At 44.4% G+C, this 25,843-nt stretch carries 27 protein-coding genes and 1 pseudogene; 10 read left to right on the plus strand and 18 right to left on the minus strand.

What is annotated here, in order from left to right:
* Positions 1-140: 140 nt before the first annotated feature.
* The gene (locus T489_RS0107515; RefSeq protein WP_031579444.1) at positions 141-599 is read right to left on the minus strand and encodes a hypothetical protein; all 459 of its coding nucleotides are present in this window, start codon (positions 597-599) and stop codon (positions 141-143) included.
* Positions 600-898: 299 nt separating this feature from the next.
* Here T489_RS0107515 and T489_RS0107520 point away from each other — a divergent pair, with 299 nt between their 5' ends.
* Entirely contained in the window at positions 899-1,180 is a 282-nt protein-coding gene (locus T489_RS0107520) for a hypothetical protein (RefSeq protein ID WP_031579445.1), read from the plus strand.
* Positions 1,181-1,872: 692 nt separating this feature from the next.
* Here T489_RS0107520 and T489_RS14300 read toward each other — a convergent pair.
* The 3 genes from T489_RS14300 to T489_RS14305 form a co-directional block, all read right to left on the minus strand.
* Entirely contained in the window at positions 1,873-2,412 is a 540-nt protein-coding gene (locus T489_RS14300) for a hypothetical protein (protein ID WP_051621892.1), read from the minus strand.
* Positions 2,413-2,611: 199 nt separating this feature from the next.
* Positions 2,612-2,824, minus strand: a complete 213-nt coding sequence (locus T489_RS0107540) for a hypothetical protein (protein ID WP_031579448.1) — start codon at positions 2,822-2,824, stop codon at positions 2,612-2,614.
* A 46-nt stretch (positions 2,825-2,870) separates the two neighbouring features.
* The gene (locus T489_RS14305) at positions 2,871-3,842 is read right to left on the minus strand and encodes a helix-turn-helix domain-containing protein (RefSeq protein ID WP_051621893.1); all 972 of its coding nucleotides are present in this window, start codon (positions 3,840-3,842) and stop codon (positions 2,871-2,873) included.
* 249 nt (positions 3,843-4,091) lie between these two features.
* Between T489_RS14305 and menB the strand changes: the two genes are divergently transcribed.
* Together menB and T489_RS0107555 are read left to right on the plus strand one after the other, a co-directional pair.
* Positions 4,092-4,952: a 1,4-dihydroxy-2-naphthoyl-CoA synthase gene (menB, locus tag T489_RS0107550; RefSeq protein ID WP_031579450.1), complete on the plus strand. Its 861-nt coding sequence runs from the start codon at positions 4,092-4,094 to the stop codon at positions 4,950-4,952.
* Between the two features lie 90 nt (positions 4,953-5,042).
* Positions 5,043-6,068, plus strand: a complete 1,026-nt coding sequence (locus T489_RS0107555; RefSeq protein WP_031579451.1) for a hypothetical protein — start codon at positions 5,043-5,045, stop codon at positions 6,066-6,068.
* Between the two features lie 110 nt (positions 6,069-6,178).
* Here the strand turns inward: T489_RS0107555 and T489_RS0107560 are convergent, their stop codons facing one another.
* From T489_RS0107560 to T489_RS0107575, 3 genes are all read right to left on the minus strand, one after another.
* A complete protein-coding gene (locus T489_RS0107560) occupies positions 6,179-6,862 on the minus strand; it encodes a TIGR00266 family protein (protein WP_051621894.1) in 684 nt (227 codons plus the stop codon).
* 476 nt (positions 6,863-7,338) lie between these two features.
* Positions 7,339-7,659, minus strand: coding sequence for a hypothetical protein (locus T489_RS0107570; protein WP_031579453.1), 321 nt, complete (start codon positions 7,657-7,659; stop codon positions 7,339-7,341).
* A gap of 108 nt (positions 7,660-7,767) precedes the next feature.
* On the minus strand, positions 7,768-8,976 hold the full coding sequence (locus T489_RS0107575; protein ID WP_031579454.1) for an RtcB family protein: 1,209 nt from the start codon (positions 8,974-8,976) through the stop codon (positions 7,768-7,770).
* A 696-nt stretch (positions 8,977-9,672) separates the two neighbouring features.
* On the opposite strand from T489_RS0107575, the gene T489_RS0107580 reads away from it, so the two are divergent.
* Positions 9,673-10,935 carry a BspA family leucine-rich repeat surface protein gene (locus T489_RS0107580; protein ID WP_051621895.1) on the plus strand — a complete coding sequence of 421 codons (1,263 nt, stop codon included), beginning with the start codon at positions 9,673-9,675 and terminating at the stop codon, positions 10,933-10,935.
* A gap of 83 nt (positions 10,936-11,018) precedes the next feature.
* Here T489_RS0107580 and T489_RS15745 read toward each other — a convergent pair.
* Both T489_RS15745 and T489_RS0107590 read right to left on the minus strand, forming a co-directional pair.
* A pseudogene (locus T489_RS15745) lies at positions 11,019-11,165 on the minus strand (GNAT family N-acetyltransferase); the annotation flags it as partial.
* A gap of 14 nt (positions 11,166-11,179) precedes the next feature.
* Positions 11,180-12,163 (minus strand): TerB family tellurite resistance protein, encoded by a 984-nt coding sequence (locus T489_RS0107590; RefSeq protein ID WP_031579456.1) that lies wholly within the window; start codon positions 12,161-12,163, stop codon positions 11,180-11,182.
* Positions 12,164-12,467: 304 nt separating this feature from the next.
* On the opposite strand from T489_RS0107590, the gene traV reads away from it, so the two are divergent.
* The 5 genes from traV to T489_RS0107615 all read left to right on the plus strand — a co-directional run bounded on the left by traV (position 12,468) and on the right by T489_RS0107615 (position 15,779).
* On the plus strand, positions 12,468-13,115 hold the full coding sequence (gene traV, locus T489_RS0107595; RefSeq protein WP_031579457.1) for a type IV conjugative transfer system lipoprotein TraV: 648 nt from the start codon (positions 12,468-12,470) through the stop codon (positions 13,113-13,115).
* Positions 13,116-13,215: 100 nt separating this feature from the next.
* The gene (gene traA / locus T489_RS0107600) at positions 13,216-13,554 is read left to right on the plus strand and encodes a TraA family conjugative transfer protein (protein WP_051621900.1); all 339 of its coding nucleotides are present in this window, start codon (positions 13,216-13,218) and stop codon (positions 13,552-13,554) included.
* A 335-nt stretch (positions 13,555-13,889) separates the two neighbouring features.
* Complete coding sequence (locus tag T489_RS0107605; protein WP_031579459.1) at positions 13,890-14,561, plus strand: CsgG/HfaB family protein; 672 nt, start codon at positions 13,890-13,892, stop codon at positions 14,559-14,561.
* Positions 14,562-14,571: 10 nt separating this feature from the next.
* The gene (locus T489_RS0107610; RefSeq protein WP_031579460.1) at positions 14,572-15,009 is read left to right on the plus strand and encodes a DUF4810 domain-containing protein; all 438 of its coding nucleotides are present in this window, start codon (positions 14,572-14,574) and stop codon (positions 15,007-15,009) included.
* The gene (locus T489_RS0107615; RefSeq protein ID WP_051621896.1) at positions 15,006-15,779 is read left to right on the plus strand and encodes a DUF799 domain-containing protein; all 774 of its coding nucleotides are present in this window, start codon (positions 15,006-15,008) and stop codon (positions 15,777-15,779) included. Before T489_RS0107610 ends, T489_RS0107615 begins: the two co-directional genes overlap by 4 nt.
* 138 nt (positions 15,780-15,917) lie before the next feature.
* Here the strand turns inward: T489_RS0107615 and T489_RS0107620 are convergent, their stop codons facing one another.
* The 7 genes from T489_RS0107620 to T489_RS0107650 form a co-directional block, all read right to left on the minus strand.
* On the minus strand, positions 15,918-16,106 hold the full coding sequence (locus T489_RS0107620) for a hypothetical protein (protein WP_031579462.1): 189 nt from the start codon (positions 16,104-16,106) through the stop codon (positions 15,918-15,920).
* A gap of 216 nt (positions 16,107-16,322) precedes the next feature.
* Positions 16,323-17,318, minus strand: coding sequence for a conjugal transfer protein TraF (traF, locus tag T489_RS0107625; protein WP_084155455.1), 996 nt, complete (start codon positions 17,316-17,318; stop codon positions 16,323-16,325).
* An 87-nt stretch (positions 17,319-17,405) separates the two neighbouring features.
* The gene (locus T489_RS15750; protein ID WP_031579464.1) at positions 17,406-18,785 is read right to left on the minus strand and encodes a TraB/VirB10 family protein; all 1,380 of its coding nucleotides are present in this window, start codon (positions 18,783-18,785) and stop codon (positions 17,406-17,408) included.
* Positions 18,786-18,806: 21 nt separating this feature from the next.
* Positions 18,807-19,661 carry a hypothetical protein gene (locus T489_RS0107635; RefSeq protein WP_031579465.1) on the minus strand — a complete coding sequence of 285 codons (855 nt, stop codon included), beginning with the start codon at positions 19,659-19,661 and terminating at the stop codon, positions 18,807-18,809.
* A gap of 51 nt (positions 19,662-19,712) precedes the next feature.
* Positions 19,713-20,354: a TraE/TraK family type IV conjugative transfer system protein gene (locus T489_RS0107640; protein ID WP_051621897.1), complete on the minus strand. Its 642-nt coding sequence runs from the start codon at positions 20,352-20,354 to the stop codon at positions 19,713-19,715.
* Positions 20,355-20,404: 50 nt separating this feature from the next.
* On the minus strand, positions 20,405-20,683 hold the full coding sequence (gene traL / locus T489_RS0107645; RefSeq protein ID WP_031579467.1) for a type IV conjugative transfer system protein TraL: 279 nt from the start codon (positions 20,681-20,683) through the stop codon (positions 20,405-20,407).
* Positions 20,684-20,743: 60 nt separating this feature from the next.
* Entirely contained in the window at positions 20,744-21,520 is a 777-nt protein-coding gene (locus tag T489_RS0107650; protein ID WP_031579468.1) for a hypothetical protein, read from the minus strand.
* Between the two features lie 385 nt (positions 21,521-21,905).
* Between T489_RS0107650 and T489_RS14310 the strand changes: the two genes are divergently transcribed.
* Positions 21,906-23,534: a sensor domain-containing phosphodiesterase gene (locus T489_RS14310; RefSeq protein ID WP_051621898.1), complete on the plus strand. Its 1,629-nt coding sequence runs from the start codon at positions 21,906-21,908 to the stop codon at positions 23,532-23,534.
* Between the two features lie 442 nt (positions 23,535-23,976).
* On the opposite strand, the gene T489_RS0107665 is transcribed toward T489_RS14310, so the two are convergent.
* Together T489_RS0107665 and T489_RS15710 are read right to left on the minus strand one after the other, a co-directional pair.
* Positions 23,977-24,618 carry a nitroreductase gene (locus tag T489_RS0107665; RefSeq protein ID WP_031579470.1) on the minus strand — a complete coding sequence of 214 codons (642 nt, stop codon included), beginning with the start codon at positions 24,616-24,618 and terminating at the stop codon, positions 23,977-23,979.
* A 163-nt stretch (positions 24,619-24,781) separates the two neighbouring features.
* Positions 24,782-25,744 (minus strand): DnaJ domain-containing protein, encoded by a 963-nt coding sequence (locus T489_RS15710; protein ID WP_031579471.1) that lies wholly within the window; start codon positions 25,742-25,744, stop codon positions 24,782-24,784.
* Positions 25,745-25,843 lie beyond the last annotated feature (99 nt).

Raw genomic sequence — 25,843 nt, forward strand, 5'->3', positions numbered from 1 at the left:
ATTTGTGATCCAAATAAAAAACAGATACCTTCTAACCGTGTAATTGTCTATCAAATGACGAACCAGGAGTGTAGAAAACAAAAGAGCCGGCAGTGATGATGACTGTCGACTCTACGAATAAATCAATGCATTTCAAGTTCTTAATTAAAGATATAACATGTATCGTAACCGCTGAGACCACCAGAGTGTTCTACTGAAACTTTAGAAACTTTAACACTTCCAGAACTAACAATCTGACCATCATCATACTGCTTCCATGGTTCGGTTTTATCATTTATACTCATATGAACACGAAAATTCTGGGTATTAAAATTTATAGAAGTATAATACTTTCCTGAATCCTCAAACACACGAAATTTCCCTTTAGCTGAAACTACCCTACCACGATACAATTCGTTTGCTCTAGCCTCATTTTTCTTAGCTGTAGCACACATTTCTTCTACAAGCGGATTACTAACAATATTAGACTGAGAAGCTGATTTAGTGGTAGCAGTACTATTTGAATTGCTTTCTCCAACAGTCGGAAGCCTGAAATCAGTCAAATTACAACCTGCAAGAACAAGTGATAACAGACCAACTGAAATTAACTGATTTTTCATAGTTTTATCCTCTTTCAATAAACCTTCTCTGTAAGTTTACTGTTGTTTTTTTTTTGACCATTTTTAGTCATATTCTGAATTCACATTTGTGATCCAAATAAAAAACACATTCTTTTTACTCGTGCAATTGACTGATCGCTAACCAGCCTCATTCTTCCACAAACACATTCGCTCTATTGCCTTGACGCTCATCTCGATACACGGCTGTACAACTTTTAATCATTCAAAAATTATTTTTCTATAGCCTTCGTCAAAACATGGTTTTCACGTCCATTGATATAGTAGGAGGTCAAAGATTTATGACAGAACAACAGAAATCCATAATCAAAACTCTGCGTGAGCAGAATTTCAGTTATAACGCCATTGCACCGAATATAAGGCTTTTTGGTTATGAACTGATGATAGAAATCATCGCTGGAATAGGACTGTATAAATTTTTGCTCGCCATATTCAGACTCCACCGGAAAGGCTCATTTATGAAAAATTTCGATACACTGTTCTCTGAATCAGAACATCGTATGAAAAATCATATCTATGCTGAAAAGGTTGCAAGAGGAGAAAAACTTTTTGAAGAATGGTAAATAAGGGGAAGAATCCGAACATTGCCGTTACTGCCGTGGCAAGGGAGTTCTGCTGCTTCATCTGGGGTATGATGACTTCCAACTATGAATATAGTAATAACGATGTTAGAGAGCTAATGCCTGCTAATGGTTTAATTAGAGTAAATTTATAGCCGGATGTGATTATTTAAACATCTGAAACTGACAGTGATTTAGATAAGACGTTTTTCATCAAGAAGGTTTGAATTATCTACGATATGCCTATGATGGCACTGTAAACAGTGATCCTCGACAAAAGACAAATAGAATTCGCGGCGAACCATTGACCTGAGGTATCCAATCCTCGTATAACAGAGTGGCCAATGCCGTGCTTACACTGAGGAAAATGTCTTGCCTAAATTACTGCTTGACAAAAGTCGTTTCATAACAGGCATAGGCATCTCCTTGCTTAATATTTTCGGATACACCTTCTTTATACATGCTTAATCTGTTTTAGATAAGGTAATTTACCGGCTTCAAAATAACTTTTGATAATTATGAAAGACGGAAGTTTTTGCAAACTTCCGTCTCAAATGAATGGAGATTAGGATTTTCCTGAATAGGGATCAGTCAACTGACTGTTTCCGATTACGGAATGACCTGCTTCGTAATTGGAAACATACATGATTTTTATGATTCCATCATTTTCTCTTTTACCGGAAAAGCCTGTCGATTTATCTAATTATAACCCTACTGTTATAAGTAGGCTGAGTGTATTCGTATAGGTATTTTCTGCTGGTTTCAGGAATTTTTTCTATGGCATCGGCTCCGTATTTATTGAGTTCTGCCTGTAGTTGATCATAATTTGCTAACGAATAGTCTCTCAACGCAAACATCTTCTTTTTATTTATAAGCCTTTTCTTGATAATTACAGTTTTAACTGTACCTCTGACGCCTTTTTCTTCCTGCAAAGATATGTCTCTTTGGGCAGTTTCCCACGTAATGGCTCGACATACCTGTATATATTCGTCATCAGAAGTAAAGTCGCTTTTTGCCGGGTATTTTGGTCTTATTTTCTTTTCAAATAACGAGCATTTAACAAAGCAAAATTTAGGTTTGTTAAAATCGAAATAGCCGTTGCAGTCATAATCTATTATTTTAATCCACTTAGCTGTTCCCAAATGCTCTTTCATGAATAGTACGGCAAATGATTCCGGTGTTTTAGCGTATTTCTTATATTTCTCCAGGTATCGTTTAAATTTGAGATTTATCATGATTATTCCTTAAGCCAAAATTGGCTGAAAAATTTAATACACATGCAGATTTCATTTATCATCTGCCATGCGGACTGATCGAACGGATATAATCTGTCATGGTCAGCCGCGGTACTGAACAACAGGAATAATATTTGCGTAATATTCAGATTCACCAATAACCCTGGTATTACGCAAATATGGTACCCGTGTTCAGTCATTAACCACGCTTTTTTCTGCGTTTTTTCGATAATTTCTTACCGGAAAAACTTCTTAAACGTGATATTCCTGGAGCTGCTTTATTGCCGAGAGGCTCCTCATTCATATGTTTTTCAAGGTAATCCCATTCTTCTGCGGTAGCTCCGCTTGAAGTGGCATCATAAATTTCCTGCGGGGTTCTCGGAATGTCCCATAAAAAGTCCCAATCACTCATATTGTTCTCCTTAATAAGTAAATAACGATGTAACTCAGTTAAGCATTTATTCTCTAAACCATTGCAGTAACAACCTCCCTTTTTCATTCATTGATAATATTCCCGTATTCCGGTCATAATCCGTTAACGGTCTTATACCGTTAAGTGCGATATCGACATGACGGGAAAAGCCTCTTTCCAAACGTTCACTCCAATCGAAGCCTGAATCCGATGTCAGGAGTTTGATGATGTCTTCCGGCAAATCATGACGAATCACGGTATTGTCGATTCCGTCAGTCAGCTTTATTTCATTTTCAGCTTCCAGAAAAGCAAGAACCTTTTTGGCTTTACGCATTAAAATCCCAAACTGAAGATTCGGATTACGAAAAGAGACATAATCTCTGAAGCCTCCGTCAATGAATTCGCATATAAGTTCTTTTGAAAGCTTCTTTACGTTAAACTCATTTTCAGGATTCATTTTTAAAACCTTAAGCAGAAAATCAGTTTTTATGTACCTCACAACTTTTAAGAGTGCATCAGCATGATTCAGGAATTGAATGCTTTTGACCCTGTTTACGAATTCAAAAGGAATCAGTTTCAAATCTTCTGACATTACCTTGTGTTCAATTTCCTCCTGTGTAAGGTCAATGTAATCGGGATTACCGATTTCAGTATCAACCTCGTCTTCTTTAAGAATTCTGGCTCCGTATATATACAGATTGCCGAAGAGATCCTGCTGTGTCAGATTCAGGTGTAACTCATCGATAACATCTGACAGTTCCGGATTATGCTCAAACAGAAAATCAGGCCAATTGTTTTTTTCTGAACTGACAACCTCAGCTGTTTGCGCTGCAATAAGCTCACTTAAAGGAACATTGAATATTTCGGCAAGCTTTTTCAGTTTCTCCTGTTTGATACCGGTCAGGCCGTTTTCCCAGTTTTGTACTGATGTTGTAGAAACATTGAGTTTCTCTGCCAGCATTTCCTGAGTCATTCCCACTCTTTTTCTGAACCTGTATATAAATTTTGCTTTGTTCATCGTGCTGTTTATCCTTCGAACATGTTTATGATACTTGGGTTATTATATTACTAACACTAAGTAATAATTAATATTCGATAAATAATTACTTGGTGTTTATACCAATCTCAGTCGGTACATGCCGTTCCTCTTTCTTGACACTCATGTGTCTTTTTTGTATCTTTACAGCAGGAAAAAACGAGATTCAAACATTTACTGTTTTACTTATATCAAGGGCTTTACGCGGTAGTATGCGTAATGAAATACACTATGAAAAAGAACGATCCTACATTATATGCTCCTGTAGAATGGAACGATTTAACCCAGAATTTCATGTTTGAAGACATTCTGTATCATAAATCTGCTGACGGCATTGCCAAAATCACCATCAACCGTCCTCGTGTGCGCAATGCATTCAGACCAAAGACAGTAATGGAAATGGAAAGAGCTTTAGCTGATGCCCGTTTTGATGCGGATATCGGCGTTATCATCTTCACCGGAGCCGGTGATCTTGCTTTCTGCTCAGGCGGAGACCAGAAGATTCGCGGTGACTACGGCGGATACAAGGACGACAGCGGTGTTCATCATCTGAACGTACTTGATCTTCAGAGACAGATCAGAACCTGTCCGAAGCCTGTTGTTGCCATGGTGGCCGGCTATGCCATCGGCGGTGGTCACGTACTTCATCTGGTATGCGACCTCACCATTGCTGCTGACAATGCGGTATTCGGTCAGACCGGTCCGAAGGTTGGATCATTCGACGGCGGTTTCGGTGCCTCTTACATGGCACGTATCGTAGGTCAGAAGAAAGCCCGTGAAATCTGGTTCCTCTGCCGTCAGTACAACGCTGAGGAAGCTCTTGAAATGGGACTTGTAAATACAGTTGTTCCATTAAAGGATCTGGAAAAGGAAACCGTTGCGTGGTGCCGTGAAATGCTCTGCCACAGCCCTATCGCCTTAAGATGCATGAAGGCTGCTCTCAACGCTGACTGTGACGGACAGACCGGTCTGCAGGAACTTGCAGGCGACGCAACCATGCTCTTCTACATGACTGAAGAAGGTCAGGAAGGCAGAAACGCATTCAACGAAAAGAGAAAACCGGACTTCTCCAAGTTCAAGCGTAATCCTTAATCTTTAATGTCTTTATGACAGACCCTGGCAGATTCCGGTCATTCACCGGAATCTGAATAGTTATATGAATAAACTGCAGCTGTCCAGCCAATGAATATCTACAGATTCAGAATTCCATTACAGAAAGAACTGAAGCTCCAGAGAGGAACTCTGACTGAGCGCTGCGGTTTTATCATCGAATACCATAATAATTTTGCTGAAATAAGCCCCCTGCCTGAATTTTCTGAAGAAACGGCAGATGAAGCTTATTCTGAGATCATCGCCCTGAGAAACATACTTAAAGAAGAATTCAGACATTCAGAAAAAACACCTGACGACCTTCTTTCATTTTTCTCCGGTAAATACGAAATCAGATGCCCTTCCGTTCAGTTTGCACTGTGGATGCTGGCACACCCTTTAAACGGCATTTTACCAAAATCCCATTATCATTTTATTCTTGGAACTCCGGACGAATCACTTAATCTCTACAGACGTTTTCTTGACAGACTGAGCTCTGACTGCTCTACGACGGATACTGACGTAAAGCTTAAAATCGGTATCCATTCCAGAGACCGGGAACTGACAATGATACAGCGGATGACGGACATGGCTGATGCAGAAGGAATCAATGTACGTCTGATTCTGGACGCAAATCTGTCTCAGACATCTGAATCAGTAGCGGATTATTATCATATCTCCGGCAGTCACCTTAAATATATTGAAGATCCGTGTAATGACGTTGCCATGTTACGCAGAAAGCATCCAGACATTCCAATAGCATATGATGAACTTTTCCGAAAAATGATGAAGGAATACGTTCAGGAAGGCAAAGAATTCAAGCCAGAGATGCTCAATTCATTCAGCAGTAGAGACACTCTTATCATAAAACCCGGGCTCACCGGACATATTCACGAGATTATGGATGAATTCATACATTCTGATGCATCATGTCCGAGCAGACTTCCGACAGTTACACTGTCATCAGCATTTGAATCTCCGATAGGAATCAGTTACATAGAGAAACTGTCTGCCTTTATGAAATTCAACTCTCCTGGAACTGATACTCTGAAGTATTTTCCTGAAGACGCATTGTCAGTCAGCGGATTTCTGAAGAAATACTGCATTAGAATAGTGTAAAGATTAACAGTCTTTGAAACGGTACTTTAAACAATGTTATGCCATAAACATGGCATAACATTCAGTTCTGATGCTGCCTTTTACCTGATTTGTAACTGCAGTGAATCAGATTATTGCATGAACAGACTCAGTATACCTTTGGTGGTTGATGCAGCACTGTCGTACTTTATAGTATGAATATATAAAGTTCCCGGACCGGTGAATTTACATACCAGACCTTCTCCGGATGTTAAGCTTGAAACAATGGTGGAAGCTTTGGTCATAACATATTTCATGTTTTCATCCCATGCCAGAAGATGACCGTTATCCACCACAAGTTCCTCTCCGGGCTGGAGATCATAACGTTTTGCCGCACCCAGCGCATTGATAAATGCAGTGCCTGAACCAGAAAGTCTGATCAGGAAAAATCCTTCCTTGGAGGTAAAACCCTTGATAAGCCCCTGCATTTTAGTGCTGATTTCAATACCTTCAGTACTGGCAAGGTATCCTCCTTTCTGGACAATCATATTGGCTCCCGGAGTTATTTCCAATGGAACGATTGTTCCCGGAATGCTTGCACCTATATCTGCGGTACCGGCTCCTTTAGTGGCAGTAATATTCTGAGTGAAAAAACTTTCATTTGTCAGGAATTTTCTGATTAAACCGCTAACTATACCGCCTTTAACGTCACCTTTTAATTCAAGTCCCTGGGTCATTGCGATCATTGATCCTCTTTCACAGTTGATTTTTTCTCCTGATTCCAGTTTTACCTCAAGAATCGGGAAGGTATTCTGGTAAAGAACTTGATATTCCATATGCACTCCATATAACTGCTGATGATTGAAACAAAAGTATGCGGTATCGCTCCGCTGAATATTTCTGAGAAGATTATTCTGTATAAAACAATTCTCCTGTAACAGCGGAAGATACTGTATTAAAAACAGGAAGTTTTAAGGGATATAATTATATGAAATTTTGAATTTTTTTAGTTAATTTGTTGTTTATACTGTTAATTTCCACACATAAATAGTGTAAATTTTCCGAAATAATCAGATCCAGAAAGTTAGATGCAACATGACTTTTAAGCTGAACCGGTGAGGCGGTAATTCATCCTGTCGCAGCTGACATCATCAGTTCAGCATTTTCAGTTTGATTTTCGACATAATATAATTCCAGACTTTCAAATAAAAAAGCATCTGAATATTACAGATGCTTTCGATTAAAAAAGTGCTGATACGGTTCCGGATGACAGCTTCAGTAAAGCTCTTTCTGAACAGCATGCAGACCTGTATCAGTCTTTTCTGACTTCGGGAACTTCAGTATCGGTAACAGATACCTCATCACCTTTTGCCGCTTTTCTGTCAGCTGGTTCTGTCTTCGTAACAGGTGTTGCCGGCGTGCTGTACTTTATTTCTTCAAGTTCATGCTGGGCTTTCGCTCTGGCTACGGATGCCGCATATTCATCAGGATTATTGATTACATGAATGATCCACGGCCCTACAACCAGAATTAATGCAAAAACAGCGATGGAAACCGCTTTGTGATTTCTGTAGAACTCAAGAAAGCCGTGCTGACGACTGAAACCTTTTTTTGAATAAAATCTGTTTGCCATAAAATAATTACACTTAATAAAACCACATATGTTACAAGTTTGTACATTATAATATTTTAAGAAAACTGAAACAAGCTCCGGTTTTAAGGATAAAACCGGAGCCCGACACTAGTCGGAGGCCTTGAAATTATATACAGGCTTCATAATGTCAATAACATCAACGGATTCTCTTATGACATCAATGATGTCGCCAAGAGATTTGTAGGCCATTGGAGCCTCATCCAGAGTTCTCGGATTTACGGAGGTCGTATAGACGTCCTTCATGCATTCAAGATATTCCTCCATGGACAGAGTGGCTTTAGCTCTGGATCTTGAAAAAACTCTTCCGGCGCCGTGAGGAGCGGAGAAGTTCCAGTCAGGATTTCCCTTTCCCACAGCCAAAACGCTTCCGTCTCTCATGTTGATGGGAATCAGTACCTTTTCTCCCTTGTGGGCAGCAATAGCTCCCTTTCTCAGAATCATCTCATCGGTATCGATGTAATTATGAATCGTATGGAAGGCTTCACCCGCGGTAAGTCCGGTAAGCTTCAGAAGGACCTCAGCCATGATTTCCCTGTTTCTAGCGGCAAAGCGCTGACAGATCTCCACGTCATGAATATAATCATCAAAACACTGACCGCTTACATAGCAGAGGTCCTCCGGCATATCAGGAATCAGTTTTCTTCTCTGAGCGTCCATTTTACGCAGGACTGCGACAATTTCCCTGCGCCGTCCCTGTTCCTTGTAACTTCTGATGATTCTTTCTCTCTCCGCGAAGTAATCAGTATCACCTTTATGCTGTTCTATCGCCTGACTCTGATATATTTCGGCAACCTGCTTTCCCAGGTTACGGCTTCCGCTGTGAATCACCAGATACCTGGTTCCGTCTGAGGCCTCGTCGATCTCAATGAAGTGATTACCGCCACCGAGTGTCCCAAGACTTTTTTCAATTCTGGATGAGTTCTTGATACTTCTGTAGCAGCGCAGGCCAGTGAGATCGAAATGCTCCCTACTGCCTTCCCATACCATGGTTCCTGAGGGAAGCTTATGAGCCGCTTCATCGAATTTCTCAAAATCAATTGCGGTTTTTCCGAGATTAACGGTGTACATTCCGCATCCGATATCAACTCCGACGACATTAGGCACAGCCTTATCAGTCACGGTCATGGTAGTGCCGATGGTGCATCCTTTGCCGGCATGAACATCAGGCATGATGCATATTCTGGAACCTTCGGTAAAATCGTAATCGCACATTCTGCGAATCTGTTCAATTGCTTCGCTTTCCACAAGGGAAGCAAAACAGACTGCAGTATTCTTTTTTCCTTTAATTTCAAACATTTTTTTACTTTCCCTTAAATCATCCCGGAAGCTCATATAACTAAAAATCTCTGCCCCGGACCTGACGGCATTTAAAATACTTTCCTGTCTCTGCGCCGTCATTGCCTGTTTTTTCAGGTTACTCAGATGCTGGATTTTTACGAACCGTATATAAAAAAACCGCTTATCCGGTTTCAGGACAAGCGGTCTTCGGGTAATCAGAATTAAATAATCCTATGGTTTTACTCCCTGTATCTGCTTTCCTGAAACAACGACGGCAGGTATGAGACAGACAGCCATGATCGCTTGTCCCCCCTACCGATGCATTCAAAATAAACTGCAGACATTTTCATAAAACCTATTAGATAATTTTAATACCAAAAACAGCTGAAAACCGTGTTTCATGACGCTGATTTCACGTAATCAGGAGAAAACACGGATTTTCTATCCGATTCATTTTTTACATTGTATAAAAATTAAACACTATTTGGCAAGTATTCTTTTCAGAAAATCAAAACGGTAATTTCTGACCGAACCGGTATTTTTCAAAGGTTAATATTGTTATTTTTTTGTATAAATGAAGCCTAATGGTATGATTTTATTAGAAATTTAGACAAATATTCAATATAAGTTGCTCTTCTTTGACGTATTGCAGCTTTTAGTTCAGAGATATTTAGTAAAATCGTAGATGTGCAATAATATTAACGGGGATGGATAATGAAAAACAGAGGCTCGATAAAATCATCTGACGTGCTGACTGTACTCCTGCTTATTCTGCTGCTCTCGGTTCTGACGTCCATATATATTAACACTGATGACTACCTGCCGGCTCCGCAGAACAATGCGTATTCTGCTCCGGAAAAAACGAAAATCGTGCCGTACCTGAATCAGGGAGACGAGAAGATTGACAATACGGAGAACCCTGTTCTTAACTCAAAATACGATATCACTCCGAAACTCATTTACAGAATAAGAAAAAACAGAATCAAGACTCTGACCATCAACTACAATTTCACCAGATGTCAGAATGTAAATGATGCCGAACCGTCATCAATCTACAACGATGACAGAACCCAGAGCAATCCTTTCTGGAGAGCAAACCAGATATCACCTCTTAAAAGAATTGAATTTGAAATCAGACTGTCTCCGAACGTGAAATCCCTGGCATGCGCCTTCAGTGATTTCGATCAGCTTGAATATGTTAACATCAAAAGTACCGCTAATGTTACGGACATGAAATGGATGTTCAATCGCGCCAAGATGTTTAATCAGCCAATCGGGGACTGGGATACTTCAAACGTAACGGACATGTCCGGCATGTTCTGCGCCGCTCGCAGCTTCAATCAGCCTGTCGAAGAGTGGAACACCTCATCCGTTACCAACATGAAGGACATGTTCAACATGGCCGTCAATTTCAATCAGCCGCTTGACGGCTGGGACACCACTGCGGTGTCAACCATGGATCAGATGTTCTTTTTTGCCAAATCGTTCAATCAGCCGCTTGACGGATGGAACACGTCTAACGTCACCAGCATGTATCAGATGTTCAGAGAAGCAAGATCCTTCAATCAGGACCTCAACAGCTGGGATACTTCCGCAGTCGTCAACATGGCCATGATGTTCAGCGGCGCCCAGTCATTCAACGGAGCCATTGATAAGTGGAACACCTCAAGAGTCGGTAGCATGCAGGGCATGTTCTTTGACACTGCCGCTTTTAATCAGCCTGTCGGAGGCTGGGATACATCAAACGTGGAAAACATGGAAGCGATGTTCGGTAACGCTGCGGTATTCAATCAGCCGATTGGAGCCTGGGATACCTCTAATGTTCAGCATATGAACTGGATGTTCTATAAGGCAGCCGCCTTCAACCAGAATCTGGACAACTGGGACACGACCAGAGCCAGAAGAAGACACGAAATGAAGGAAATGTTTGAAGGAGCAGCTTCCTTTACCCACCAGAAACCGGCGGGAGCCGACTAGCAGTTAAGATAAGAAGGCGCAGTTATGATACTGCGCCTTTTTTGACATACCGGAGATGAAATAACACCCCGGCATTATTTCAGCTAGAGCATCATCAGCGCAGTTCTTTTTCCATATACACAACTGTCTGAAGTAAAAAGTTCCAGCCTTCTTTGCGGAAACAGTCTTTCAATTTCCTTAAGAAGCATGGTGCCGTATCCCTGGCACCTGAAGTCCGGATGAACAGTGAGCTTACCGTCTTCCGCTAGAAGCGTCTCATTTTTCTCACGGCTTCATAAGCTTTTGTTAATTGTTCTCTTTTACGTGTATATTCAACACGCCTCATTCCGTTTCTGCAATCATGAAGATTATATTTCTGCATAAGCTGTTTGTAGCGTGCCGTAATCTGTTCATTAGTGCTTTTCTGCTTAAGTCCGAGAATTCTCATGGCCTTGCCATAGCCTACAGGAGTCCCGGAGCTGTTTTCGGAAGTTCCGGTGGCAGTTTCAGCATAATTACCGGTTTCGACGTGATTACCTGCCGGGGTGCGAATCACAGGGGCGGGCGTGTAGGCATTCGCATCAAGGTAAAAAAAACTGTCTATCTCCGCTTCATACAAACCTAATGACTTGCCAACGGTTCTTATTCTGGAAATTTCCTCAGAAGATACATTTCCGTCAGCCTGAATAATACGGGCGAGATAACCTAATACGACATTCAGGTCTTCACCACCGTTTAAACTTCTCTTCAGAAAATAGATCTCTCTGTATGGAATGGTGTCGGAGCTTTTACCTTTTGCAAAAGCCTCTCTTAGTTTTTCGGTATCGGCATCTAAAAAACTGCTGATGACGGCATTCACGAACACTTCTTCTTCCATAGCAGTTTTCCGGCCTTCCCCCGTCACATATCCCAAAAGGCACATCAGAGCTCCATGAATCTCTTCACCGGCTTTGGATATATTTAACTTGCTGTACTGTATTCTCGCTACTGTATCACGGGAGTTTCCATAGCTGTCTGTCAGCACGCCGAAAACTGAATGTCGTATTCCTAATCTCTGACGCCCGGTTCCTGTTGAGTTGTTCGCGTCGCGATGCTGCAGTTCGCTGTATCTGGCAGCGAAGTAGAAAAACAGAAAAATCAGCATCAGAATCCCAGGTAATCTGATAGACGGGAAAAGCCACATAATCAAAGGAATACAGAACATCAGTCCGCATCCCAAATCTTTAAATCTGGTATTTATGTCAGCCATAAAAAAATACTTTTTTCTTAATACAGATTACATAAATTTTATTCATTATGTCGTGATTACCAGAAACACGAAAACACGAAATAAACAACACATCGCATATTTTATGCAATTATTTCAGAATTTCACAGGTTTTGTAAATACAGTACTTATAAACTGACCGTAAAAACAACCGAAATGATGTCATTTAAATGGAACATTCGTTCTGACCAACCGCATCTGAACTTTGAAATAAGGATTTAATCCGTTATTCAGTCCACCCCGGCACATATACTTCCTCCCGTCCACCACATACGGAGAAGCATAAATGCCAGTCATTCAAATCTTATCAGTACAGGAACTGTCCCGCGTGAGTTTCCGTCTGTCACTATCGTCACTGACTATCACTGCCATGCTGTCCTCAGGATGTTCTCTTGGAATCGGCAGCGAGGAATACGGCTGCTCCGGTCTCCCCAAGGGAGTTCAGTGTCACAGCACAAGAGAAGTTTACATGAACAGGAAACAGTACGGAATGTGGACCGGACTCATTAAGGATGAAACATCCGGGGATACGGAAACCGGAAATGCCCGGACAGGCTCTGACGGTGACTTCACTGCCGAATCTAAGAATCTAAACGGAATCACGGAGATTAAACTCACTGAAAATAGAGAATTCTCTTCAATGAATTCCCGGGATGAACCTTCTCCGGCCTTTATCAGAACCAGGGACGACATCATGATTACGGTTATCGCGCCGTATGAGGATGACAGACAGAATCTTCATGACAGATCAGTAGTATATACCAATCTTCATAACGGTACCTGGGGAGTAGGAATTCCGTCATACGGCACGGTGAGTTCACGTGGCGGACACGGAGCGGAAAAAGTTACAAATATCAGAGTTATGCCGTACCGTGAAATTGAAGCCCCCGGAAAACAGAATAAGAAAAAATCATCAGCATCGGAAAAATTATAACTACAAGGAAAACAACATGAATATCGGTACATTATCATATGGAGGGCCGGATAAATTCCGGATTTCGGAACCGGGAGGCATAGCTGCCGAAAGGAACCGAATGCTCCGTAAATACATATTTCTAACCGTAATTTCAGCCGCGGTACTGAGTTTTGATGAAGCAGTGGCGGGAACCGGCGGCGAGGAATTTGCGGACGTATGGGACACGCTGAAGGAATGGATACAGGGCACTCTCGGCAGAGTTGTATGCGGCAGCATGATTCTGGTGGGAATCGTAGCCGGCGTTGCCAGACAGAGCATCAGTGCATTTGCCGTGGGTATCGGCGGAGGAATAGGACTTTACAATACTCCGACGGTCATCGAAAGTGTTCTGAGTGCAACACTGTCTGACGGAGGAATGCAACTTCTCCCCGCAGCCGTTCAGAGCACCGTGATGTAATTATTTCGGGATTATCAGGAAAGACGCATGACCTTACGTCATGCGCTTTTCGTTTAAAGTATCACGGACATGATTCATTAATTAGAAAACACCTTCAGAACATATACAACAGGGCCGGAGAGCGATTCGGATTAAAGGAGTCTGTTTCGTGATCACTCTCTGTTTTTACGGCACCGGGCCGGACTAATTGGCTCTTATAACTCAATACAGCGTGTATATTATGAATTATAAGCGGACGTTTTAAGTCTGCCGTGGAATTTAATTCCTGAAGTATGAATCTTATCTGAACCGTGACAAGTTATCACATCAGTTCAATTATGAAAGAGGATTCCGCAATGGAAAAGAAGTTTTTATTATCTGCTGTTGCAGCAGTAGCATTATCCCTTACCGGATGTGTCACCGAAACCCACAATGCAATTCAGACTGAAAAGGCAGAAGTCTCCATTACCCGTTCTGTTTCAGGTAAGAAGGTAAGCGTTGCCATCGGTCAGTTTGCCAATCACTCAAGCTACCAGAACGGTATTTTTTCAGACGGGGTGGACAGACTCGGTTCCCAGTCTGAAACAATACTTGTAACCTCTCTCCAGCAGGCCGGTTGCTATCAGGTTTTAGACCGCAGCAATATGAACGCTCTGGCCCGTGAATCCGGACTTGCGAAGAAGAATCAGAAGATTCTCGGTGCCCGTTACATCATTACCGGTGATATTGTGGAATTTGGCAGAAAAACCGTAGGCGATCAGGAACTCTGGGGCATCATCGGTCACGGCAAGACCCAGGTGGCCTATGCAAACGTGAATCTCAATGTTGTTGACGTACAGACCTCAGCCGTTGTTTATTCATCAACCGGTGCCGGCGAATACGCCCTCTCCAACCGGGACGTGCTCGGTTTCGGCAGTACCGCGGGCTATGATTCCACTCTCAACGGCAAAGTACTCAGTCTGGCCATTCGCGAAGCCGTAAACAATCTCACCAGAGCCATCGATGACGGCTTATGGATACCTGAATAAGGAGAACCTTATGGAATTTAAATTAAAATTCACGGGTTCACTTCTGCTTACCGGAATGCTTCTTTCAGGATGCGTAAATCAGGAAAACCAGTACTGTCACGATGATTCATACACCGTGTCCATGTACTATTATCTGAGGGATGAACCGGATTTTCTGGAACAGCAGAAACTTATGACCGATTACTTTGCAAAAGCGGAGGAAAGCGGTAAAAAGGTTGCTCCCGGAGCTTATGCCCATTATGCCATGCTGATGTCAAAGTCAGGCAATGAAGGTGAAGCACTTAAATATCTGGAAATGGAAAAATCCGCCTACCCGGACTCCGCCCACTATATCGATTTTCTGCTGACTCATGCCAGACAGATAAAGAAAGCAGGAAGTAAGGGTGCGGAAAAGAAAACAGCAGTCCAGACTGATGATTCCCAGCAGATTAAGGAGTACAGACAGTGAAATTAGCATCTCTTATTGCAGGAACCATACTGTGTACCGGATTATTCGGCTGTGCGGCACAGCAGCCTAACATGGATTACAGCGCCTTTATGGAAAGCAATCCGCATTCGATTGTCGTTCTGATGCCTACTTCGGTGTCAACCGACATCAACGCCGCTCCCGCCGTGCTGGCCTCGGCTGTACTGCCGCTGGCTGAAGCCGGATATTATGTGTTTCCCGTAACCATGGTAAACGACACCTTCAGATACAACGGGCTTACCGAAGCTGAAGAAATCAGAAACGTTCCGGTCAGAAGGCTTAAAGAGGTTTTCGGGGCTGATGCGGTCATGTATCTTACGGTAAATGACTATCAGACCCATTACACGGTGCTGGACAGCTACACTCAGGTATCTGTTAACGCAGTACTCAGGGATACCTCAAACGGTCGTGTTCTGTGGGAAGGTACCGCCACAACCAACAACAAGTCAGGCGGAACCGGCAATATTCTCGGGGATCTGGTTGCAGGACTCGTAAAGAAAATCGTAAATGAGGCCACTTCTCAGGGTTTTGAAATCGCCAAGAGCAACAGCTACACACTGTTCAGTACTGACGAGAACGTACAGAGAAATCCGCTTCTTAACGGACCTTACTCAAAGGAATACCGCAAGGATGACATTCTGGACGATCTGCCTCCTGCAGGAACCGGAATCGTTCCCGGCAGTTCAAACGAAAACAGCCCTGCTGAAAACACCGCAGTCAGTGCAACGGAGAATACCTCTGCAGTCAGATAACCGTATTAACGAAATAAGCACATAAAATCCGGCTCAGAGCCGGATTTCTTTGCTCCTGTTCAACCACTGAGATGTCAGCGGCGCGCTCAGACAAGGGAGTTGGCGGTTATAAACTCATACCATAGTCAGGTATTTCATTCACTGTCTCTTGGTAAAAATCTCAACTGCAAAATGGCAGAATGGACAATCGTTCTCATGCCTTTTACTTGGTCGAGCATGAATCCGAAGATGGTTAAGTCCGTCTGAATCCTGATAAAAATCGTGTCCGGTTACAACTGCGGACCTGACACCGAGCAATTTCTTGCATAATGTATCAGCTGAAGCCATCTGTTAGCCCCCTTTTAAGTAATTCACTAATACATTAAAGGATAACAGGTGGCTTTTTTAATTTCTAACAGTCAATTAAGATGACATGATTTTTCACTATCATGCCTGAAGCCTCAGATAATACAGATTTTGGTAAAAAACGTACTAAATGATTTTCTAAAGACATCCGCCGATAATGTAATGACCGCCATAATTCGAAAACGGATGCATCCATGATTATTTTTTCAGAGAAACCATACGTTTTCTTATCTCACTTAGACTGAGAAGACCGTTTGACATAATCACCACCGGATCCTTTGCCTCATCATTCCGGTAAAACCCCAGAAGAACCGGAACCGACTTTATGCCGTAAAGTGAGGCGATGCGGGGAGCATGAATGTTTCTCACGGCATGAAGATCCTCAAGAATGATTCCGTCAAGACTTATGCCCACAACGGTGAATCCGGAATCCGCAAGAGAATTAATTTCAGTCACGCCCTGCCGGCAGAATGGACAGGAGCCGTTGTAGACGTATACAAGCGTAAGGGTTCCGGACAGTTCATGAAGTGTCTCATCCATGCTCTCCTTTTGCATGCGTTCTTCCGTCTCCCTCTGTTTCAGTGATTTTACGACTGAGCCCATTTCGTCAAGTTCAGGGCTCTCTATGACAATACTCCGCGCAGCGGCAGCGAAGTTCTCGCTCTTGTTCATGGTCATCCGCTGAAGCTGAAAATACCGTTCGACATTTACTGATGTCGGATGGTCAACGGCTATCTCAAGAGTTTTCGGAAGAATGACGCCAAGAGATGACGAGCCTATATATCCGTCAGCGGATCTCGGCAGAGCGGAAATGACATCATCGATATTGTCTTCTCCAAGCTCTGCGTAGCCTTTTTTTCTCATAATGGCAGAAAGGACATCTGCCCCTGATTTCTGTTCCGGTATGTCTTCGGAATTCCGGGATACGGCAGATGACTGTGGTGATATTCCTCCTGATGATGCCTCACGGTTCATGTCCCCGTCCGCACTGTTTTCAGGTGACATGGAGTAGTCCTCATCCGACTGTTCGGTCGGAACCTCGTACCAGAACCAGCCCCTTTCGGATTCCTCGAGAAATGAATTTCCCGCGGCCCTGACGTCTGAAATTGCGGTTCCGCCTATAAAGAGCAGGAGAGACAGATTTACGGACAAGGTACGGAACCGCATGAATGTTCGGGTATCTGATTTATGCATAAGAGAATGTCTTCAAAAAAGATATGACAGGAGCTTTTTACTTCCGGCGTAACACTGATGAATGGTTACACTGACTCAGACTCTGAACTAGTCATTCAGGGCATAGTCGAAACTTATTCCTTTTGTCAGAATAATATCCACCCGGCGGGCCGCATCAACCTCAAGCACAGGAAACATTTCCTCGGCAAGCTTCAGATAGAAGGAAGCCACTCTCTCCAGAGCTTTGGATGAACCGCTTACGGCCGCCCCCTGAAGAGCCCTGCCGCTGTAAACGCTCTGATAATCCACACTGCCAGAACCTCCCGTGGTGCTTATGACGGGAACCGGAGTAACGTTAAAGGCCCCCGCGAGACCTTCCAGAAAACCTGCGGTAAGGGATCTTGCTATGAGAACCCCCTGCTTGGAAACGAGACGCCCCCTGATACCGGCCTTGCCGTCTTCACCTGCGGCATAACCGTTTAACGGAGTTTCCATTACCCTTCCTGATTCCGCCACGCAGTTAAGGGTTTCGGTTCTTAGATAAACTCTTTCGGAACTCATGTCTCCGAACCCTGCGGCAATAACGAAGCATTCATTGAAATCAAATGAGCGGCTGTTGGGCAGAATCGCCTCCCTGTCGATGTTTATAAGAACCGGAAAAGGATCCGTTCTGGCATTTTCCCTGGTGGGAGCATCAAGTCCCGTAAGGAGAATTCCGCTTAATATACTTCCCGCGGGAATGTAGTATCCGCGATCCCCGTTACCCTTTAGGTGTCTGCTTAAGCCTCTCTCATCCGGAGTTCCCCGATTCCGAAGCTCGGCAAATCGGGCGTCGGATACGCTTCTTATATGCCTTTCCGGAGAAGATGTTCCCGGCAGGACATTGTTTTCCCGGCGGAATTCCCGTTCTCTTCCAGAACTGTTTTTCTTAAAACGTTCAGTATCATCAGATGAGGAGGAGCCGCCGTATATTCCGGAAGGAGAATTCCGCTTTTCATGAACCTGTTCCTTTGACTCCTTACGGGATATCGATTCACCGGATTCTGCACCTTCGGTATTCCTTCCCTCCTCCTTAAGCTGTTTCTTTAAAGACTGCATTTCCTTAGGCAGAAGGGTTTTAATGAGTTTAAGCTCCTCTCTCATGTTTCTCACCTCTTCGGCAAGATCTCCCGCCCCAGAGGATGAATCTCCGTTAGCTCCGATTAGCCCCGAGTTGCGGCGCAGAAGCTCAAGCTGATGCCTGATACCGCCAAGTTCCCTGCTTAGGCTGTTGTGTTCGGCATACAGCAGCTTTATATTGGCTGCAAGACTGTCGACCCCCACCTTTCTGGTGTCAAAGTCCGTAAGCACGTGTTTAACCTCGCGCCCCCCGCGTGAATCAGTCTTTTTATCCTGAGGTCCGGTAAGGGCCACCACCAGCATTACTCCGCCGATGCCGAGCCCCCACATGAGCCACTTTCTGTATTTCGGTGAAATCTTTTCTGACATTTTATATCCGTAATCCGACGTTTAATCCTTCAGATGATAATCCCCGGGGAGAGCCAGCAGAACTATCCTGTCGGTATCCCTGAATGAACTGAGAGTATTCAGCATGGCATAGGCCAGAACGTCACTGCCGCAGGAAACCTGTCCGTCGCTCCGGTGATTACCGTCATTTCCTGCAAGAATCACCAGATACAGAAAATCATCAGCATAAAAACCGTCTGCTATCTTCTCGTCTGAAAGACTGCAGAAATTTCTGTGAGCTTTGTCCTTGAAAGAACTTATATCCGCCCTTTCCATTCCGGATGGAGCCGTGTATTCCTCCTTCGATCCGAGATATGTCCAGACGCTTCTGAATCCGTCCACGAGATTCTGCTGATAATCATCACTCCTTATGGCTGCATTAACAGTAGTTCCCGGATGTTTTTCCGCAATGGGGCCCCGTCTCTTACCGTAGACTCCGCCCGGGGTCAGGTTACGCTTCGGTTCACCATGCTCCCTGTAATGATCACTTCCGGCAATTTCCGGTACCGGAACTCTGATGCGTCTCGGGGCGATATCCGCCGGAGTAAGTCTCAGCATGGCGTTCCAGTTGCTGACATCTGCCGGAGTCACAAAGATGGTTACCGGTTCCCCGGAAACCGGCATTACATATATGCTGCCGTTTTTCACCTCGATTTCGGCATCGCTTGCGGTATTGATGCTGATACTTTCAAAGGGAAAACTGATGCAGTTAAGGTCGTGATCCGAAATCCGGTACTCATAGACACCTTCATTCTCCTCCGATCCTCCGTATGCCTGGACCTGCGCACTCAGGAAAATTCCCAGAAATGCCAGACCTGATACCGTTATGCGCTGACTGCCGCCTGATATTGAATACATATTTTTCCTTCCTCAAATGCCGTGTGTCCGTCAATGTTTTAAACGGCTGAATTACTGCTGTTCCGTGCGCCCTCTGTCATCTTTTCGCTTATCACGTAAAGTGCGGTTGCTGATTCTTTCCCTTTCCTTCAGATCCCGCGGATTTCCCTCATACATTTCAATCCACTTGAGCATGGGCCTGAAATCCTCCATTTCTATCAGGAACTCATAGGTTCTGATAAAGCTTTTCGCAGGTCCCGTAGGCCCTTTTACCTGAGTCTGTCCGGTCACGAACACCAGGCCGGTCTCCTCCTCGTAGGTAACGGTCTTCGGTTCAAATGTTATGCTGATATGGTCGGCGATTATCTGTTCCGCCTGCATGTTCAGGATATCGGTAATCTGACGGTATACCTTCGGAGATATCATGGGATCCAGTGAATCCTGCACGAATCTCAGATTGTTCGGACTGATGTTGCCCACCAGTTCACCGAGAAACAGTCCCCATGCCCTGATATAGCTTTCGGTGCTTCTGCCGGCGACAACCTTCACCTCGGCACCGAGATGCGGAGGCACCAGCACCACGGCATCGCGATGACCGTAAAGAGACACCGCAAGAAGACAGTTCGACACTGCAAGACAGACCACGGATATTCCCAGTATCCGAACAGTGTGCTGATTTCCCCTGTACGAGGATATGAACTTCATAAAATCCATGAAAGATGTTTCTCCTTACAGATATCCTGCGGTGATTTGTTAATAGGATTTCAGTACCAGCGGCGCATGAAGGGATTGGAAACGCTGCGGGACTCCCGGAAACAGAATCCGTGCCAGTAGAGCCAGTGACAGAGAAAACCGTCCTGATTCTGATTCACGTGTCTGCGATACAGATGTGTCACAACAAGTCCCAGGACGGTGAATATCAGCGCCCTGCCGATAATCATTCCCATTACAAGTCCCAGGGCAAGCGGGGCTATTTCATCGATGGACCAGAGAAGTACTGACGGTGGATCATCCACGAATTTCGGGATCATTACTTTTTTCATAAATAAAACGCCTTTCTGTTTAACGGATGAACATGAATCCGAAGTAATTGAGATACGCGGTCATGAGGATTTTCTGCCTATTCTTCCTCCTATCTGCGGAAGATTTACGGTAAATTCCCTTACCACAGTCCATGACAGCACCGAGATAAGTCCCGGCCACAGCTGCCACGGTACCGAATCCTCTCCCACGCGGACCAGAGCGACTGTGCAGAGAACCGGAATTACCGCGGGGAGCATGACGTAAATTCTGTTTTTTACCGGCGTCACCTGAATGTCTCCGAGAAGGTTTATTCTTCGCTGAATACAGCCGTCTAGTATTCCGTGAATGATTAGTACCGGTATGACCGTAAAGACATACAGCCAGTGTCTGAGCCTCTTTTCAAGGAGCAGCTGAAACAAAATGATTCTGTCTGAGGCTTTAAGCTGAGGAACTGATATATACCGGGGATTTGCGTCCTGCAGATCCGTGCATGGTTCCGCCTTCTCCGTATCCATGCTCATATCAGCGGAGAGTGAATCAGGACTTATCGCAATGATGCAGATTCCCCCTGTCCCGACTCGATCACCATGATTTTTATGATGCCCTGCGGCAAGCTTGTCGAGCGCGGTGCCGTTGGCTTCACTGCGGAACGTTATCAGAGTCCTGCGGGCTGTCCGTGTATCAAATTCATCTTCAGAAGACTGCATGCCGCCGTTTTCATAGTTGAGAGCAAGGTCCGCAAGGCGGTACCCGTCAGCATTCAGAATAAAGATGAATATAATAAGCACGGCAATGCCCGCAATGAGCATATACTCCGTGTATGAACCGTTTTCGGCCGATGCAGTGCCTGCTGTCATAATTTCTCAGATCCCGTCGTATCAAACCTCACGGCAACGGATTATGCGCGAAGATAAAAGTCATATCAGGACTTAAAGCCTTATACGAAAGTCTGAAGACCTCCGGGGGGCACTCTAATTCAGGGACGGGATTTAAATAAAATCCGCCGCGGTGCAATATCCGTATTTCATCTCATAATCGGAAAATATACAGACTGTTAACATATTTCTTATATCAAATATTGATCTTATTCAGCGAATCCCCCGGTAAGATATGTTATTAATTATTTATCAGGGAACATCTGTACCGGTTCACCGACGGCATTTCAGCCATAAGCTTTCGCGTCGGCGCAAGTTAATCCGGTTCCGCCTTAAACACAGAGATAACAGCTACGGGGTACTCTCCATGAGAATGACCAGAGAAGAAATACTGAGCAGTCTTGATACCGCTCTTGCGGAAAAACAGTTTGTAATCTACATTCAGCCACAGTTCAACCACGCTTCGAAGCAGCTTGTGGGAGGCGAGGCTCTGGTGCGCTGGATTCATCCGGAATACGGCATGCAGTCTCCGGTGGATTTCATTCCGGTGTTTGAGGATTCCGGACTTATTCCGAAGCTTGATCTGTATGTATTTGAAAGAGTCTGCGAATATCAGCGCAAATGTCTTGATGAGGATTCATTTACCTTTCCTCTTTCGTTCAATGTCTCCCGTGAGGATCTGCTGCTTCCTGATTACATTGATTCAATGGAGGAAATCAGAAAGGCATACGATGTACCTGTCGAATATCTCCGTGCGGAAATCACTGAATCTTCAGCGGTCATGGGAGGATCCGAGCACGCCGTGGAAATCATCAACAGATTTCATGAACTGGGGTACATGGTGGAAATGGACGATTTCGGATGCGGATATTCATCACTTAATGCCCTCAAGGATCTGGAAGTAGACATTCTCAAGCTTGACATCAAGTTCCTCAGAGGTCACATCGGAGGACGCGGCGGCATCATCATCAGTTCCGTCATCAACATGGCCAAATGGCTGAACACTCCGGTTATCGCCGAAGGCGTTGAAACCTTCGAACAGGCTGACTACATGCTGAGCATCGGCTGTGAAATCATTCAGGGCTACTGCTACTCAAAACCTCTTCCGGTCGATGAGTACCATAAGCTTGCCGTGGAATCGAATTATATGCCTATACAGAAGACCAGCAAATTCATCGACACTCTGGACGTGGGCCGATTCTGGAGTCCGGAATCACTTGAGACTCTGATATTCAGCAATTACGTGGGCGGAGCCGCCATCTTCCTGTACTGTCCGGGAGGAAAATCGGAAATTCTCCGTGTCAATCAGAAATACCTCTATGAACTGGGCATGAATCTTTCGGAGCACGATGTTCTGACGCATGAACCTGATGCCTTCTTCTCAAACCATACAGAAGTTGAGACCTACGTAAGCACTCTCAAAAGAGCCATTGAAAGCAAAATGGAAGAGGAGTGCGAAACCTGGAGAACCATCACCTCAAAGTGCTGCGGTGAGTCCAGACTCTGCATCAGAAGCTCCATTCAGCTCATCGGCAGAATGGACGGCAAGTATCTTTTCTACGTCATGATCCGCAACATCACCAATGAAAAGATGACGTTCAACAATCTCTTCACGTCGGAAAAGATTTTAAAGGCGACATTCGACCATGCGAACATCTATGCCTGGGAATATACGGTTGCCACAAAGGAAATGAGACCGTGCTTCCGCTGCATGAGGGATCTCGGTCTGCCGCCGCTTCTCAAAAACTATCCTGAACCCGCTATCGAACTGGGTATCATTCCTCCTGAATATGCGGATCTCTACAGAGACTGGCACAGACAGATTGCCGAAGGAGCGGAGAAGCTTGAAATGGTCATTCCTCTTACCGCAGGCAGAATACCGTTCCGGGTCATCTACACCACCGAATTTGACGGTTCACACAAGCCGGTCAAGGCATATGGAAGCGCCGAGCTGGTGATCGACACTCTGGATACGGATGGTAATGATAACAAATAAAGTCTCAGAAAACCGACCTGTTAAACAGCATGAATCCGTCGGGGATAAAACCGCCGGATTCATTTTTCAAAAGAACAGAATTATTATTCCCCAAAAAATATTTTTTTGAAAAACTCATCTCCTGAGCTGAATTTTGACATAATCACCTCTCTCCCGGTTAATCCCGCATAAAAATTCATTCACAAACTCAATAAAATCGCCATCTGCAGCTGATTTTTGAGCATAGTCTAAAATACTCAATAAAGAAGAAGGGGCAAAAGTATTCCAGTATTTAAGTTACCACATAAAAACAAATAGAGATACCTTATGCCCCTTCAGACGTATGATACACAGATAAACTCTGTCTGCCAGCCATTTACTTTTGATTCAACCAGTTTCGACTCCCCCCAAAAAAACGGCATGCCCTGAGGACAAGCCGGTTTCTTATGACACGTTTATCGGATTACCCCTTGAATACCACGAACTGGTCAAGAGTCATGCGTGAAGACTGAATCTTGTTGATTGGAGTATCAGCAATATAACCGATTGCCACGCCCACTGCGATATCATATTCGTCGGAAATGTCGATATGCTTTCTGATTACGTCAGGATACTTGACGATGTTGTAGGCAGGAATTGAACCCAGACCTCTGTTGGTGGCGGCAAGGAGGAGAGTCTGTTCAAAACCGCCGAGGTCAAGAACAGCCCACTTGTTGGCGGTTCTAGGCAGGCAGAGGAACAGCACTGCCGGAGCATCAAAGAAGCTGTTTTCCAGCTCATCCCAGCGGGCACCCACGTTAAGGGAATTAGCATAACCGTAGAAATTGCTCATGTTCTTCTGAGCCTGATCGGACCATGAGGTTCTGTGAGTGGTGTCGAAATCGGCATAGCCCTTTACGCCTTCACAGCTGAGCTTGATGAATTCGTTTCTGATGTTTTCCAGAGTATGACCGGTTGCCACAAAAACCTTCCATTCCTGAGCGTTTACCCAGGAAGGAGCACGACCGGCTTCCATGATGATGTCGGCAATCACTTCCTTGCCGATGGTATCCTTCTTGAATTCCCTGATTGATCTTCTTTTGGCAACAACTTCTTTAAAATCCATGGTCCTATCCATCCTTATCATTGTTTTCAGACTAAAATGATATTACCACAATTTGCTTAAAATTCTGATATCAGCCGTCCACAATAGTGACAGAGCCCAAAATCCTGCGAAGACATCGTGTTGTCCGGGCGGATTTCGGGCTCATGGAGACATCAGGTATCAATCAGAAACCGCAACGTTTCTTAACGATGTCGTAGGCCTCATTGATTTCCTTGGTCTTCTGTTCGTATACAGAACGCATGTTCTCAGGAAGGCCTTTGGCCTTAATCAGATCCGGATGATACTTTCTAATAAGTCTCTTGTATTTTCTGGTGATTTCCTCAGCCGGAGTTGATTCGGTAATGTCAAGGAGAGCCATCGCTTCGGCATAATCCCCTCCTGTTCCGGAACCGCCGTAACCTGATTTACCGCCATAGGACGAACCGGAACCGGAACCATAGCCGGAACCTCGTCCAGAGGAACTGTAGTCGCCGGAAGAACCGTAGCTGCTTCCGGAGTAGCCGTAGCCGCCGGAATAGCCTGAACCGCTGAAATCATGAGGAGACATTTCACGTATCATGGCATCGATGTCATAGGTAGTAAACCCCAGAGCCTTACCTACGGTATAGATACGTTCCTTTTCCTTTCGGTTAATCACTCCGTCAGCCATGGAGATGTATACCAGAAGGGAAAGAACCGTAAGAAGATTTCTGGTATTGCCGCGATACACCTTTTTCAGCATCTCGACGTCATCATAAGGCACGTAGGTCTCGCTTTTACCCTGATTGAATGCATGAATACAGTATTCTCTGTGAGACGGTGCCAGCTGCTGAATTATCTGTTCGGCATAATTGATTTCGTTTCTGGTGATTACGTCATTACCTCTGGCGACATAGCCGACAAGCCTCATTATCGCCTGCGTAACGGTCAGATCGTTGGCGTTCATTCCCTCATAGCTGTCGCCATAGCCGTACCCCCGTGATGAACCTTCATCAGTGTTACTGTCGGAACCGAAGATTTTCGAAATAATCCAGAATCCGCCCCAAATCAGCAGGAACCACCAGAAATACTTAATAAAGATTATGATAAGGATAATGGTCAGACACCCCATGAAACCGGAGCAGCCTGAATTGTCTTCTCTACTCATATCTGCCTATACCTTTAAACATTCAAACAGCAGGAATCGGGAATGAACCTGCATAATCTCATCTGAAACCTCAATACGAACAGTCCGACAATGACATTC

The sequence above is a fragment of the Ruminobacter sp. RM87 genome, assembly GCF_000701925.1.
GTDB lineage: Bacteria > Pseudomonadota > Gammaproteobacteria > Enterobacterales > Succinivibrionaceae > Ruminobacter > Ruminobacter amylophilus.